Origin of the sequence: Kocuria coralli, from assembly GCF_008831305.1 — a bacterium.
Lineage (GTDB): Bacteria > Actinomycetota > Actinomycetes > Actinomycetales > Micrococcaceae > Kocuria > Kocuria coralli.
In genome coordinates this window covers 77817-91503 of sequence record NZ_ML708620.1, presented here as the reverse complement: position 1 = coordinate 91503, position 13687 = coordinate 77817, and the positions used below count along the sequence as shown (strand labels likewise).

The following is a 13687-nucleotide window of genomic DNA, read 5'->3' as shown; positions in this document are numbered from 1 at the left end:
GCGGATCAGCAGCCCAGCTTCTCGGCCAGGTAGCCCGTGACCTTGTCCAGGGAGACGCGCTCCTGGGTCATCTCGTCGCGGGAGCGGATGGTCACCGCCTGGTCCTCGAGCGAGTCGAAGTCCACGGTCACGCAGAACGGGGTGCCGATCTCGTCCTGGCGGCGGTAGCGACGGCCGATGGCTCCGGCGTCGTCGTAGTCGATGTTCCAGCGGCGCCGCAGCTGCGCGGCCAGGTCCTGGGCGACGGGCTTGAGGTCGTCCTTCTTCGACAGCGGCAGCACCGCGGCCTTGACCGGCGCCAGGCGCGGATCGAGCTTGAGCACGGTGCGGGTGTCCACACCGCCCTTGGTGTTGGGCGCCTCGTCCTCGACGTAGGCGTCCACCAGGAAGGCCATCATCGAGCGGGTCAGGCCGAAGGAGGGCTCGATCACGTACGGCGTGTAGCGCTCCTCGGTGCCCTGGTCGAAGTACTGCATCTTGGTGCCCGAGTTCTCGGTGTGGTTGCTCAGGTCGAAGTCCGTGCGGTTGGCGATGCCCATCAGCTCGCCCCACTCGGAGCCCTGGAAGCCGAACTTGTACTCGATGTCGATCGTGGCGTCCGAGTAGTGGGCGCGCTCGCCGTCGGGGACGTCGAAACGGCGCATGTTGTCGGGGTCGATACCGAGGTCCACGAACCAGGCCCAGCAGGCCTCGACCCAGTCGTCGAACCAGCGCTGCGCATCACCGGGATGGACGAAGTACTCGATCTCCATCTGCTCGAACTCACGGGTGCGGAAGATGAAGTTGCCCGGGGTGATCTCGTTGCGGAACGCCTTGCCGACCTGGCCGATGCCGAACGGCGGCTTCTTGCGTGCCGCGGTGAGCACGTTCAGGAAGTTCACGAAGATGCCCTGGGCGGTCTCGGGGCGCAGGTAGTGCTTGCCCTTCTCGTCGTCGACCGGGCCCAGGAAGGTCTTCATCAGCCCCGAGAACTGCTGGGGTTCGGTCCAGTCGCCGGGCTGCCCCGTCTCCGGATCGCGGACGTCCGCGAGGCCGTTGACCGGCGGGTGCCCGTGCTTGGCCTCATAGGCCTCTAGCAGGTGATCTGCGCGGTACCGCTTGTGCGTATGCAGGGACTCGACCAGGGGGTCGGTGAAGGTCGCGACGTGCCCCGAGGCCTCCCAGACGGCCGTGGGCAGGATGATCGAGGAGTCGAGTCCGACCATGTCCTCGCGTCCGCGCACGAACGACTGCCACCACTCGCGCTTGATGTTCTCCTTGAGCTCCGCCCCCAGGGGCCCGTAGTCCCACGCCGACCGCGAACCGCCGTAGATCTCACCCGCCTGGAATACGAAGCCGCGTCGCTTGCACAGCGAGATGACGTTATCCAGCGTGGACTTAGGGGCCATGGGTTGCTCGCTCCGATTTCTGCCGCGACCGCTGGCTGCGGCCTGGCGTGGGTTGCGGACTCCGGCGCGCCCTGGAGGGCGCCGCCGGCGATGTGAAATCTGACAATTCAGGGTGCCGAACCGGCATCCGCTCAAGGGTAACCAACGACGACGACGGTCAGCGACTCCGCCCGAGTGCTGCCACGCGATGGCGCAGCTCGTCCCGTTCGTCCATCAGGTCGAAGATCTGCTCCCAGAGGAGGTCCGCGTGATCGACGTAGAAGTCCGCGTTGTTGCGCATGATCCGCGCGTGGTCGGAGACCCAGTCCCGCCGTTGCTCTCGGGTCCCCGGGATCCGGTCGGCGATTCCCGCCCGGCCCTCGACCGCCGGGCGGCCGGTGCGGTGGTGCAGATAGGAGCCCTCGAGCCGGTACACCGAGCGTCCGATGTCGAGCAGCCGCATGATGTAGTCGTGGCCGGCCGCCTCGTCGCGCATCCTCTCGTCGAACCCGCCCACCCTCCGCCAGTGGTCCGTACGGAAGAGCGCCGAGAGGCACACGGAGTTCTGCAGCAACTGCTGTTTGAGGGAGAAGCCCGGTTCGGCGGGCGAGCCCTCCGTGTCGGACCCGCCGTAGACGACACCCGCCTGCGGATCCGCGAGCATCCGGATGACCGCCCGGGCCACGTAGGGCGGCTCGAGCACGTCGCCGGCGATCGGCATGAAGAGCTCCCCCGTGCAACGCCGGATCCCCGCGTTGAGCGCGGCGGCCAGCCCTCGCCCCTCCTCGTGGATCACCGCGATCCCCGAGGCCGCGTACCGGTCGAGGACCTGGGCCGGCAGGGGCTGGCGCGCGTCGTCGTCGACCATGACGATCTCCGTGGCGGGATAGGTCTGCGCCCCCAGCTCGTCGACGGTCTGCTCCAGCCGTTCACCGACCTCGGAACGCGGGACGATCAGGCTGACCAGCGGTGCAGGGGTCTTGTCCTGCTGGGATGCAATCACAGGCGGGAGCCTAACAAACATGTCACCCGAATTGGGGACAGATTCGCTAGAAGCCCAGGTCACGCAGCCATGAGAGGAGTTCCGCCTCGCGATCCCCTGTCGTGTCCGCCTCCCACGGCCCGGCCTTCCACTCATCCACGATGCTGCCGTCCTTCAGGTAGAGCACCCGATCCGCCCGGGCGGCGCAGGCGGGGTCGTGGGTCACCATCACCAGGGTCGTGCCGCCGCGGTGGGCCTGGGTCAGGGCGTCCATCACCTCGGCCGTCATCGAGGAGTTCAGGGCGCCCGTGGGCTCGTCGGCGAAGAGGATGACCGGCTCGGTGGTCAGCGCCCGGCACAGGGAGGCGCGCTGGAGCTGGCCCCCGGAGACCTCGGTGATGCCGTGGGAGCCGATGTGCCCGATCTCGAACCGCTCCAGCAACCGGGCGGCGCGGGCCTTGGCCTCCTCCTTCTGCTCCCGGGTCTTCGCCGCCTTCAGGGCGGGCAGCAGCACGTTGTCGTGGATGTCCAGGTTCGCCAGGAAGTAGGGATGCTGGAACACGAAGCCCATGGTGGTCAGCCGCAGTGCGCTCATGCGGGTGTCGTCGAGCCCGGCCAGCTCATGGCCGTCGACCGAGACCTGTCCTGCGGTGGGGCGGTCCATCCCGCTGATCGTGTAGAGCAGCGTCGACTTCCCCGACCCCGATGCGCCCATGACCGCCACGAACTCGCCGTGCCCGATCGTCAGGTCGATGCCGTCGAGGACCTGCGCCGGGGGTTCCGTGGCATGGAAGGTCTTGCGGATTCCGCGAGCGCTCAGGACGGCTCGGGAGGTTGGCGTTGTCACTGGTTTCACGCTTCTTTCAGCCAGGTGCTCTTGTCTTGGCGCCGCAGTCCGGCGAGCAGCACGGCGGCGCCCGCACAGCCTGCGGCCACCATCCCGAGGGGATAGAGCACGTAGACGACCGCGGGGTTGGTCAGGAAGGTCAGCTCGGTGAGCCCCATGCCGCTCAGGGACAGGACCGCTCCCACGCCGGCCTCTCCGGCCGCGTTGGCGACGGCGACGCCCGCCAGCGTGCCCAGGCCCACGGCCAGGACCGTCTTGAGCAGCACCTGCGTCCCGACCTCGCGGAGGGAGAACCCCAGGGCGAACAGGATTCCCATCTTCTGCCGGTCCCGGGACAACCGCAGCTGCAGGAACAGCACGGTGATCAAGGCGGCCAGCCCCACGCCGAAGACCAGGGCCACGATCGCGGCCGTGCGGAAGGCGTCCGTCACGTAGGCCAGAGTCTGCTGCACGTAGTCCCGCATGGGTTTCATCTCCACGCCGTCGTACCGGGCGTTGTACTCGGCCGCCACGGCGGCGGCGTCGCCAGCATCGGCGCCGGTGCTGCCGTAGACGACGTAGCTGTTCGCCCCCGATTCGATGTTTCCCTGCATCTTGGCCGTGTACCCGCCGCTCGTGACGTCCTGGTAGATCCCGCTGACCTCGACCTCCGTGGCCGCCGCGTCCTCTGTCCCCTGCCGGACCCGGATGGAGTCCCCCGGTCCGACGCCGAGTGCGCCGGCGTTCAGGGCAGACAGCGCGATCTGGCCCTCTTCCGGCGCACCGCCCTTGGAGAACTCGACGGTGCCGCCCGAGTAGTCCCCGACCTCCACGCGCAGCGAGTCCCAGCCGGCGTCGCCACGGGCGTCTTCCCCGGGGGTCTCGTAGACGACGTTGGCGTAGCTCCGCACATCGGTCAGGCGAGGATCCTCCCGCATGGCGGAGAGGAGCTCCGTGCGGGACTGGTCGAGGTCGTCGCCGAATTGCAGGTCAGCCCGCAGATCGGCTTCCGGGGCTCCCATGTAGGTCACGAACCGTGGGCTCTCGAAGGTGCTGAGCATGTTCGTGGGCACCGTGATCACGATGGTGCTCAGGAAGAACACCAGGGGGATCAGGCTCCACTGTCTGCCCTCGGCCCTGAGACCCAGCCAGGTGAGTCTGGTGTTGAGGCTCCCGCGGCGGAAGTTCGCGAGGTCGGTCCGGTGCGCTGCCCGGCGCTGGCGGCGGGCCCGGCGAGCGGCCTGTCGGGCAGTCAGGGTACTGCCGTGGACCAGCGCGGTGACCACGTCGATGCGGTTGATCCTGCGCAGGATGCCCCGGATGGTCGTCATCACCACGAGGTAGACGGCCGCCAGGGCGGCCACGGGCGCGATCACGGTGAGCGGGGTGATCTCCGCGCGGGCGAAGTCCGCCGCCAGTCCGCGGGTCAGGACGGCCGTGGCGCCGACCGCGACGGCACCACCGGCCAGGCATGCGGCCAGTGCCATCACCCTGTACTTGCCGAGATAGAGCCCGGCGATGTCCTTGCTCGCGATGCCCATCGCCTTCATCGCGCCGATCTGGCGGACGTCGTCCTCGATGGCCCCGCGGATCACGAACCGCAGGTTCAGGAGGGCGATCAGGATCAGCACCCCGCTGACCATGGCCAGCGCCACCGCGACCAGGCCGTGGCTGAAGGTGTTGATGACGCGGATCATGGTGTAGGTGACCGCCTGGCCGTTCTTGGGCAGGGCCTCCTCCGCTTCATAGGCGCGCTGGAAGCCGGCCGCCATGGACTCGTCGGTGAGCCGGTACTCGACGATGACCTCGGGATCGCCGCCCCCGCCGGCGGTCAGCCGGGCGAAGTCCTGGTCGGAGACCACGAAGCGGGTGGCCGAGGACATGGACGAGGCCATCTGGGAGTCCCGTACGAACCCGCGGACGGTCAGGGTACGTGCGCCGTCGTCCGTGCGGACGGTGAGCTGGTCGCCCTCCTCCAGACCGAACTGCCGCTGATAGGCCACGGGGACGTCCACCTCGCCGGTCTCCGGTGACGCTGCGGTGCCGTCCTCCGCGAGCAGGAGGTCGAAGTCGCGGTTCTGGGTGACGAACAGGTTGTCGATCAGGCTGGCGGAGAGGTCCCCGCCCTGATCCGTGCCCGGGCGCTGCCACGAGATCTCCGCACCGGCGAAGCCCACCATCTCGTGCACCTGCCAGGCCTCGACGTCCGGCTGGGCGGCCGCGAACCGCTCCAGCGCTGCCACGTCGTAGTCGCCCGCGTGCATCTGCAGGAAGTGCGGCGGCCTGGCCTGCGACAGGAGCTGGTCCACGGAGCTCACGGCGCGTTCGATGACCATCGCCCCGGTGGCCATGAGGAACGCGCTCAGCAGCAGCACCGTGGCCAGGGCGATGTTGACGGCCTTGTTCCGCTTGAGGTCGTTCAGGCCGTAGCGCAGTTCCATGGCCTCATGGTGACTTATATGCACCGGAAAATGATCACGTTGCGGTTTATGGCTGCGACCGCCCGGCTCGGCGGGCCTCCGGGAGCGCGAGGTCAGCCGGCCGTCGTCGTGCTCCAGCGCCAGGGCAGGGTGACGATCACGAGCCCCGCGAAGGTCAGCGCGGTCCCCGCCACCGTGAGCGGTGCGACCACCGTGCCGTCGGTCGGCACGACCAGATCGAGGACCAGGGCTCCCGTGAGCATGCCCGCGGTCAGGGAGAGACTCGTGCGCAGCACGCCGATGATCCGCACCAGGACCGCCCCGGCGGCCACGAAGAGAAGCCCCGCCACGCCTCCCAGGTAGAGCCACCACTCGCCGGGCAGGCGCCAGACGGGAACGTCGGCGAGGCTCCGGAAGACGACGGTCGTGACCGCGAGGGCCACGGTGCCCCCGGCGAAGTTCACCAGGGTCGAGGTGATCGGGGTCTGCGCCTGCTGGGCCATCCGGCCGTTCATGGCGGTCTGCGCCGCCGTACCGGCCCCGGCCAGCACCTGGAAGGCGAGCATCACGACGAACACTCCCACACCCGCCGTCGCCGCACGCCCCGTCTCGTGGACGAACCGCGGGGATTCGGCCAGCACCACCGCGCCCACGATGACCGCCGTCCCGGCGATCCGCCATGAGGTCAGCGGTTTGACCCCGCCCGGGCCGAAGCCGATGCGGTCCACCCCGAGGCCGCCCACGGCCTGACCGAGCACGACGCCGAGGATGAACACGGACACCCCCACCAGCGGGGTGGTGAAGGTCTGGACCAGGACCAGGAATGCCCCCAGGACGCCCGAGGCCAGGAACACGGCGGACAGGGAGCGCTGCCGCAGCCCCGCGACCAGGCGCCGGGTCCCGCGGCGGCCGGCCGGCAGGACGAGTGCGAGGACCGCAACGATGACCAGCCCCACGGAAAAGCTGACCAGGGCTGCGGCCGCCGGGTCGCCCGTCCGGGCGCCGAGCTCGCCGTTGATGCGGGACTGCACCGCCATGCACGTCCCGCTGAGCACGGCCGTGACCTGCGCGGCGATCTCGGTGAAGCGGGCCGCGGGAAGCGGCGCCCGGCGGAGGACCGTCGGCCGGCCGTTCCCTCGTCCGGCCTGCGCGGGAGACGGTTGCAGGCGATCGTGGTGTGAGGCGGGCATCACTCCAGGCTAGACCCGCGGAGACCCGGGCGGCGCCGGGGCCCCGGCTCGGGGTCACAATGGGGGCATGGCTGACTCAACCGCTGCCGAAGAACTGCCCATCCGCGACGACATGATCCGCCTGGGGCAAGCGCTCAAGCTCGGCAACCTGGTCGAGGACGGCGCGCAGGCCCGGACCGTGATCGAAGACGGCCTGGTCAAGGTCAACGGCGATATCGAGGAGCGCCGCGGCCGGCAGCTGCACGACGGCGACGTGGTCACCCTGAACGGGATCTCGATCGTGATCCGCCCGGAGTCCTGACCGTTCTGGTCCGGGCGCTCCGGCAGCGGGCTCACCGGGGGATCCCCGGCGGCCGCACGGTGCTCAGACGATCTGGATGGCCCCCGCCACCCGGTCTCTGATCTCGATGAACTCCGGGGTGGACTTCATCTCGACCCCGACCTCCGGTCCGTACGTGGCGGCGAGGTCCACCGGTTCGTCGAGCACGATCCGTCCGGGGCGCGGGCTCATCACGAGGACGCGGTCCCCCAGGAAGACGGCCTCCTCGACGCTGTGGGTGATGAAGAAGACCGTCTGGCGCCGCTGCCTCTGGATCCGCAGCAGATCCGCCTGCAGACGTTCCCGGGTCAGGGCGTCCAGGGCGCCGAAGGGCTCGTCCATCAGCACCACCTCGGGCTGGTTGGCGAGGACCCTGGCGATCTGCGCCCGCTGCTGCATGCCGCCGGAGAGCTCGTACGGCTTGGCATCCGCGAACTGGGGCAGACCGACCATCTCGAGCAGGCGTTCCGCCCTCTCGGCCCGCTCCTTGCGGGGCACCCCGCGGAATCTGGGGCCCAGCTCGACATTGCCGCGGATGCTCAGCCACGGATAGAGGTTGGCCTGCTGGAACACGACTCCGCGCTGGTACGAGGGGCCGCTGATGACGTCGTCGCCGTATCGCGCCTCGCCGCTGGACGGGGAGAGGAAACCGGCGAGCACCTTGAGCAGGGTCGTCTTCCCGCAGCCGGAAGGGCCCACCACGCACACGAACTGCCCGGCGGGGATGCGGAGGGTGGCCTCGGCCACGGCGTGCACGATGTTCCCGGAGCCCGCCACGTAGTGGTGGCTGACCCCGTCGAGGAGCAGCTCCTGCGTGGAGGCGGTGCTCCCCGGCCCTCGCTGCGCCGTCGTCGCGTCGTCGATGTGTTCTGCGGGACGGCTCATCGTGCCGCCACCTCCTCGATCGCGTCCGGGTAGGGCATCTGCAGGTAGGTCTCCGGGGGCGCGGCGCCGTCGGTCTCCCCCGCGTCCACGAGGAAACCCGAGGTGTCCTCGAGGACCTCGCCCAGAGCGCCACCGAAGTAGTCGGGGGCGGCTTGCTCCCGGGCGTCCAGGTACTCCAGCCCTTCGGTCTGCTTGCGCACGACGTCGGGGGCCAGCCCGAGCTGCACGGATACGGACTCGATGGCGGCGTCCTCGCCGTCGGCGAGCCGGCGGGCCGCGGCGTCCTGGACGGTGGTCCACATGGCCATGAACTCGGGATTCTGGTCGACGAAACCGGTGGTGGCCGCGGACATGTCGAAGGTCGGGTAGCCGTTCTGCGCGGTGTCGGCGCTGGTGAGGATCACCGAACCGGTGGATTGCAGCTCGGAGAGGGTGGGATCCCAGACCCAGGCCGCGTCGATCTCACCGCGCTGCCATGCGGCGAGCATCTTGTCCGGGGAGAGGTTGATGAGCTCCACGGTGTCGTCGATCCCCGCCTCGCGTAACGCGCTCAGCAGCGAGTAGTGCGCGGTCGAGCCGAAGGGCACGGCGACCTTCTTCCCTTCGAGCCCGTCGATCGAGGTGATCGAGTCATCGCGCACGATCAGGGACTCCGCGGCTCCGATGACGTCCTGGAGCCACACGATGCGCAGGTCGATATCGAGGGGAGGCGAGACGGCCCGCACCGCCGGGCTGGAGCCGACCAGTCCGATGTCCACCGAGCCGGCTCCGAACGCCTGGACCACGTCCCCGCCGGAGTCGAACTTGGACCAGGAGATCTCGGCATTGGGCATGCACGTCTCGAGCATCTGGAGGTCCTTGACCACCAGGTCGCCGTTAGGGATGGCCTGCCACGCGATGCGGGCCGTGGTGTCGATCGAGGGGTCGGGCTCGACCGGGCACTCCGGGACGGCCTGGACGGCGTCGGGATGGACCGTCCGGCCCGACTCGACGCATCCGGTGGCCATGGCCGTGACACCGATGACCGCCACGGCGGCGAGAGCGCGTTTCCAGGGCAGAGGCATGGGTCAGGCCTTTCCTTGCCAGGGGACCAGCAGATGACCGGCCCGCACGATGAGTGCGTCGAGGGCCACCGCCACGAGTCCGATCGTGATGATGCAGGCGATGGTGAGCGGAGTGTTCAGCTGGGTGCCCGAGAGGTATGCGAGCGCCCCGATGCCAGGGATGCCATTGTTCAGCTCGGCTGCCACCACGGTGGTCCAGGCGAATCCCGCCGCGATGCGGATGCCCGAGAAGATGCTGGGCAGCGAGGACGGCAGGACCACATAGCGGATGGTCTGGGCGCGGGACGCTCCCAGGGCCAGGGCGGCGTTGATCCGGTCACCGGAGACTCCGGCGACCCCTTGGATGGTGGCGATGACGATCGGAGGGAACGCGGCGAGGAAGAGCAGCACGAACTTGGAGGTGTCCCCGATGCCCAGCCACACGATCAGCAGGCCGATGTAGCCCAGCGGGGGCAGGGCGCGCAGGAAGTTCAGGTACGGCTCGAAAGCGATCTGCAGCCACTTGGAGGAGCCCATCAGGAATCCCGCGGCGAGCCCCACGACGACGGCGGCGCCGACGCCGACGCCGATCCGCTGCAGGGAGGCCACCAGGTGCTCCCACAGGTAGTAGTTCTGCTCGCCGCAGACGGTGCGGGTCAGTCCCTCCGCGACGGGACGGCACGAGTTGGCCTGGATGAAGGCGTTGAGCACGGCCCCGGGCGAGGGCAGGTACAACGCGGGCACCAGGTGCACTGCGGTGATCAGCCACCACAGCAGCAGGACCGCGACCAGCACCCCGGCCTGGAGGCCGAACCGGAACCGGCGGGTGCGGCGGAGGGCGCTTCGCGCCCCGGCCGCCACGTCGCGGGACGCATCGGAACCAGAGGTCCCGCCGGGGCCGGCTGGGGGCGCGGGCTGTGCTCTTTCCGCCACGTTCTCGGCCATTTCCACTCCCCCGGTCATGGGTATCGGTTCCTGCCTGAAAGCGGGCCGTCGCCATCCGGCCCTCTTTGGGCTGCCACTCTAGGGCGAGGCGGATCACAGTGCGCGCTTCCGTCACGGCGCGACATATATGCGGGTAGGAGTTCAGGGCACCGAAATATTCGGCGTCGGCCCGGTCCAGTGGAGGCCATGGGCGCGATATCCGTCAGGCGGTACGACCGACCGTGAGGACGTATCTTGACGGTCTAGGTATTCGCTTCGACCGTGAAGTGATGACTTCCGGTCTGATGAGCGTCACTCCGGACCGTTTTCGATGATCTGAGGGGATCTATGAGTCTTGAAGTCATGACGATCGTCGTCCTGGCGGCGATGTTTCTCGTCGGGACGATCCGCAACGTCAACATGGGCCTGCTCGGTCTGGTCGCGGCTTTTCTCGTGGGTCTCTTCGCGGTGGGGATGGACCTGGACGGGATCCTCGCCGGGTTCCCCCTGGATCTCATGTTCGCCCTGATGGGGCTGACGTTCCTGTTCGGCTTCGCCCAGCAGAACGGCACTATCGACCTCGTGCTCTCGTGGAGTCTGCGCGCCGTGCGGGGCACCGTCGCCCTGGCGCCGTGGATCTTCTTCGCCCTGACCGGAGTGCTGATGGGCATCGGGGCGATCTTCGCCATCGGCGTCGTCGCGCCCCTGGCCGTGCCCTTCGCACGGAGGTATCGGATCAATCAGCTGATGATGGGCATGATGGTGGTCCACGGCGGGATGGCCGGCATGCTGTCGCCGCTGAGCGTATACGGCATCTACGTCAACAACTTCCTGCTGGGGCAGGGGCTCGGTGGGAGCCCGTGGTCGCTGTTCCTGTGCGCCTTGGTCTTCAATACCGCGATCGGGGCAGTGGTCTACCTGGTGATGGGGGGCCGATCGCTGATCGGCAAGCGGGTGGGTGAGGAGAGCGGCCCGGCGGGAACCCCTGCACCCGGTGGCGCGGTGCCGGGCGCGCACGGCGAGTCGTCATCGGTTACCACGTCGGTGCGCACCGCGGTGCGTGTCACCCCCTACCAGCAGCTGACGCTAGCGGGGCTCGCCGTGCTCGTGGTCGGCGCGGGCGGCTTCGGCGTGGACATCGGCGTGCTCTCAATCGTCATCGGCACCGTCCTGGCCGTAGCCAACCCGTCCGAGGCCAAGAAGTCCCTGACGAACGTCTCCTGGGGGACCATCGTCCTGGTGGGCGGCGTCGTGACCTACATCAGCGTCCTGCAGACCGCCGGGACCGTGGACTTCGTCTCCGGGGGGCTGGTCTCCATGGGCTCGGTGCTGGTGGGTGCCCTGCTGTTGTGCTACATGGCGGGGATCGTCTCGGCCCTGGCTTCGTCCATCGCGACCATCGGCGTCGGGCTGTCGATCGCGGCACCGTTGCTGCAGACCGGGGAGCTGCCCGCGATCGGCTTCGCAGCGGCCATCGCGATCGCCTCGACGGTCGTCGACGTCAGCCCGTTCTCCACCAACGGCGCCATGGTTCTGGCCAACGTGGACGCTTCGGAGCGGGACCGGTACTTCAAGCAGATGCTGATCTACTCCGGGGTGATCGTGGCGGTGGGGCCCGCGCTGGCCTGGCTGTTCGTGCTGCTGCCCCTGTAGGCCCAAGGCCCGCCCGGCGCTGGTCTGCGGCGCACGGATGCTACCGCCGTCCGTGATGGACGAACGACGAGTATGACCCCGTCTTTCGTCTCCTGGCCGCGGGGTTCGGCGATGACCTAGCGTTCGTCTATAGCTCCACGGACCGCAGTTCTCGCCCGGCCCGCCCACAGCCCCGGAAGGTGCCCCATGACCGAGTTGAAGTTCCATTGGTTCCTGCCCACCGCCGGGGATTCGCGCAATATCGTCTCCGGCGGCCATGGTGCCTCGGTGCGCAGTACGGGGGCCCTGCGCGAGCCGAGCCTGGACTACCTGAAACAGGTGGCCCAGGCCGCCGAGTACAACCGTTTCGACGCCGTGCTGACCCCCACCGGGACCTGGTGCCGCGATGCCTGGCTCACCACCGCGGCCCTCATCCCCGTGACCGAGCGGCTGCGGTTCCTGGTTGCCTTCCGCCCCGGCCTGATCTCGCCGACCCTCTTGGCCCAGATGGCGGCGACCTTCCAGGAGCACGCGCAGGGGCGGCTGCTGCTCAATGTCGTCATCGGCGGTGAGTCCCCGGAACAGCGCGGTTACGGGGACTTCCTGGACAAGGACGCCCGCTACGGGCGGGCCGGCGAGTTCCTGGAGATCGTGCGCCGTCTGTGGGGCGGGGAGAAGGTGAACCTCGACGGCGACTACCTGCGGGTGGAGGACGCGCAACTGCAGCAGCTGCCCGACCCGTTGCCGGAGATCTACTTCGGGGGTTCTTCACCGGCGGCGGGAACCGTCGCGGCCAGGCATTCGGACGTCTACCTCACCTGGGGCGAGCCTCCGGCGCAGGCGGCCGAGAAGATCGAGTGGATCAAGCGGCTCGCGGCCGCCGAGGGCCGTGAGGTGCGGTTCGGGATCCGGCTGCACACCATCTCCCGCGACACCTCCGAGGAGGCCTGGACAGAGGCCGCCCGGCTGCTCGAGGCGATCCCCGAGGAGCTGGTGGCCCAGCAGCAGGCCAAGCTGCGCGAGTCCGAGTCCGAGGGCCAGCGCCGCATGCTGGACCTCAACTCCGGGGACCGGACCGGCCTGGAGATCCACCCCAACCTGTGGGCCGGCGTCGGTCTGGTGCGCGGCGGGGCCGGAACCGCCCTGGTGGGGTCCCATCGGGAGGTGGCCGAGCTGATCAAGCAGTACGCCGCCGTCGGGTTCGAGGAGTTCGTGCTCTCCGGCTATCCGTGCCTGGAGGAGTCCTACTGGTTCGGCGAAGGCGTCCTGCCGCTGCTCGAGGCCGAGGGGCTGTGGACCGCCCCGGGCTCTCCGGCCCGGTAGGCGCCCGGCGTCTCGCGCTGGGGAACGAGGACCCGGCGGGTCACCCGCGCGGGGAGGACTTCTCGGCCTTCAGCACGTAGTGGGTCAGGTACTCGTTCACATGGCGCAGTTCCTGCGGGGACACGCCGTGGCCCATCCCCTGGTACTGCACCTTGGTGGTGTCCGCGTGGGTGAGCAGCCATTCCGCCGAGAGGTTCACGATCAGGTCGTTCACGACCGGATCCTGCGGGTCGCGGCCCCAGAACAGCTTGAACGGCTCCTTCTCCAGCTCCTCGTCCCGGAAGAACGGCAGGGGCTCGGGCAGCGTGAACCCCGAGAGCCCGATCACCGCGTCGATCGCCCCGGGCATGGCACGCACCAGTGAGGTGGCCACGGACATGCCCTGGGAGAAGCCCAGCAGGGACACCGACTCCCGTCCGGCGGCCAGCTCGCGCAGCCACTCGATCAGCGGCTCCAGGGCCGCGGTCACCTGGACGGGGTCGAAGGCGTCGTCGCCGTGGAGCGGGTACCACCGATATCCGTAGCCCTCCCTCTGCGGCGCGCGGACCGAGGCGACCAGGAACTCGGAGGGCAGGCCCGGCACCAGTCCCATCAGGTCCTTCTCGTCGGCGCCGAACCCGTGGAAGAGCACCAGCAGGGGCGCCTCGGGCGATGCGGCGGGGTCGCGGTTCCATTCGACGACGGGCGTTTCAGACATGCGTCCATCCTTCCATGGCCGGACCGGTCGCCCGTTCCGCCGAACCCTCGCGGTTGTCCCCCGTCAGGGTCTGATCCGG

Annotated in this window: 12 protein-coding genes; 3 read left to right on the top strand and 9 right to left on the bottom strand. The window is 69.2% G+C overall.

Annotated features, from left to right (window positions below; all coding sequences use genetic code 11):
* Positions 1–5: 5 nt before the first annotated feature.
* The 5 genes from FCK90_RS10330 to FCK90_RS10310 form a co-directional block, all read right to left on the bottom strand.
* Positions 6–1388: a glycine--tRNA ligase gene (locus FCK90_RS10330; RefSeq protein ID WP_158034227.1), complete on the bottom strand. Its 1383-nt coding sequence runs from the start codon at positions 1386–1388 to the stop codon at positions 6–8.
* Between the two features lie 157 nt (positions 1389–1545).
* The gene (locus FCK90_RS10325) at positions 1546–2370 is read right to left on the bottom strand and encodes a glycosyltransferase (protein ID WP_181954281.1); all 825 of its coding nucleotides are present in this window, start codon (positions 2368–2370) and stop codon (positions 1546–1548) included.
* A gap of 46 nt (positions 2371–2416) precedes the next feature.
* Positions 2417–3196, bottom strand: coding sequence for an ABC transporter ATP-binding protein (locus tag FCK90_RS10320; RefSeq protein ID WP_158034225.1), 780 nt, complete (start codon positions 3194–3196; stop codon positions 2417–2419).
* Between the two features lie 5 nt (positions 3197–3201).
* Positions 3202–5616: an FtsX-like permease family protein gene (locus tag FCK90_RS10315; RefSeq protein WP_158034224.1), complete on the bottom strand. Its 2415-nt coding sequence runs from the start codon at positions 5614–5616 to the stop codon at positions 3202–3204.
* 92 nt (positions 5617–5708) lie between these two features.
* Complete coding sequence (locus FCK90_RS10310; RefSeq protein ID WP_158034223.1) at positions 5709–6785, bottom strand: DMT family transporter; 1077 nt, start codon at positions 6783–6785, stop codon at positions 5709–5711.
* Positions 6786–6852: 67 nt separating this feature from the next.
* Here FCK90_RS10310 and FCK90_RS10305 point away from each other — a divergent pair, with 67 nt between their 5' ends.
* A complete protein-coding gene (locus tag FCK90_RS10305) occupies positions 6853–7086 on the top strand; it encodes an RNA-binding S4 domain-containing protein (RefSeq protein WP_158034222.1) in 234 nt (77 codons plus the stop codon).
* Between the two features lie 63 nt (positions 7087–7149).
* Here the strand turns inward: FCK90_RS10305 and FCK90_RS10300 are convergent, their stop codons facing one another.
* The 3 genes from FCK90_RS10300 to FCK90_RS10290 are packed head-to-tail and all read right to left on the bottom strand — an operon-like array spanning position 7150 to position 9977.
* On the bottom strand, positions 7150–7989 hold the full coding sequence (locus FCK90_RS10300) for an ABC transporter ATP-binding protein (protein ID WP_158034221.1): 840 nt from the start codon (positions 7987–7989) through the stop codon (positions 7150–7152).
* Positions 7986–9053: a taurine ABC transporter substrate-binding protein gene (locus tag FCK90_RS10295; RefSeq protein ID WP_220433316.1), complete on the bottom strand. Its 1068-nt coding sequence runs from the start codon at positions 9051–9053 to the stop codon at positions 7986–7988. The genes FCK90_RS10300 and FCK90_RS10295 overlap by 4 nt, the downstream gene beginning before the upstream one ends.
* A gap of 3 nt (positions 9054–9056) precedes the next feature.
* Positions 9057–9977 (bottom strand): ABC transporter permease, encoded by a 921-nt coding sequence (locus FCK90_RS10290; protein ID WP_158034267.1) that lies wholly within the window; start codon positions 9975–9977, stop codon positions 9057–9059.
* Between the two features lie 327 nt (positions 9978–10304).
* On the opposite strand from FCK90_RS10290, the gene FCK90_RS10285 reads away from it, so the two are divergent.
* Both FCK90_RS10285 and FCK90_RS10280 read left to right on the top strand, forming a co-directional pair.
* Positions 10305–11609, top strand: coding sequence for an SLC13 family permease (locus tag FCK90_RS10285; RefSeq protein ID WP_158034220.1), 1305 nt, complete (start codon positions 10305–10307; stop codon positions 11607–11609).
* A 186-nt stretch (positions 11610–11795) separates the two neighbouring features.
* The gene (locus FCK90_RS10280) at positions 11796–12911 is read left to right on the top strand and encodes an LLM class flavin-dependent oxidoreductase (RefSeq protein ID WP_158034219.1); all 1116 of its coding nucleotides are present in this window, start codon (positions 11796–11798) and stop codon (positions 12909–12911) included.
* A 40-nt stretch (positions 12912–12951) separates the two neighbouring features.
* On the opposite strand, the gene FCK90_RS10275 is transcribed toward FCK90_RS10280, so the two are convergent.
* Positions 12952–13608, bottom strand: coding sequence for an alpha/beta hydrolase (locus FCK90_RS10275; RefSeq protein WP_158034218.1), 657 nt, complete (start codon positions 13606–13608; stop codon positions 12952–12954).
* Positions 13609–13687: the final 79 nt, after the last annotated feature.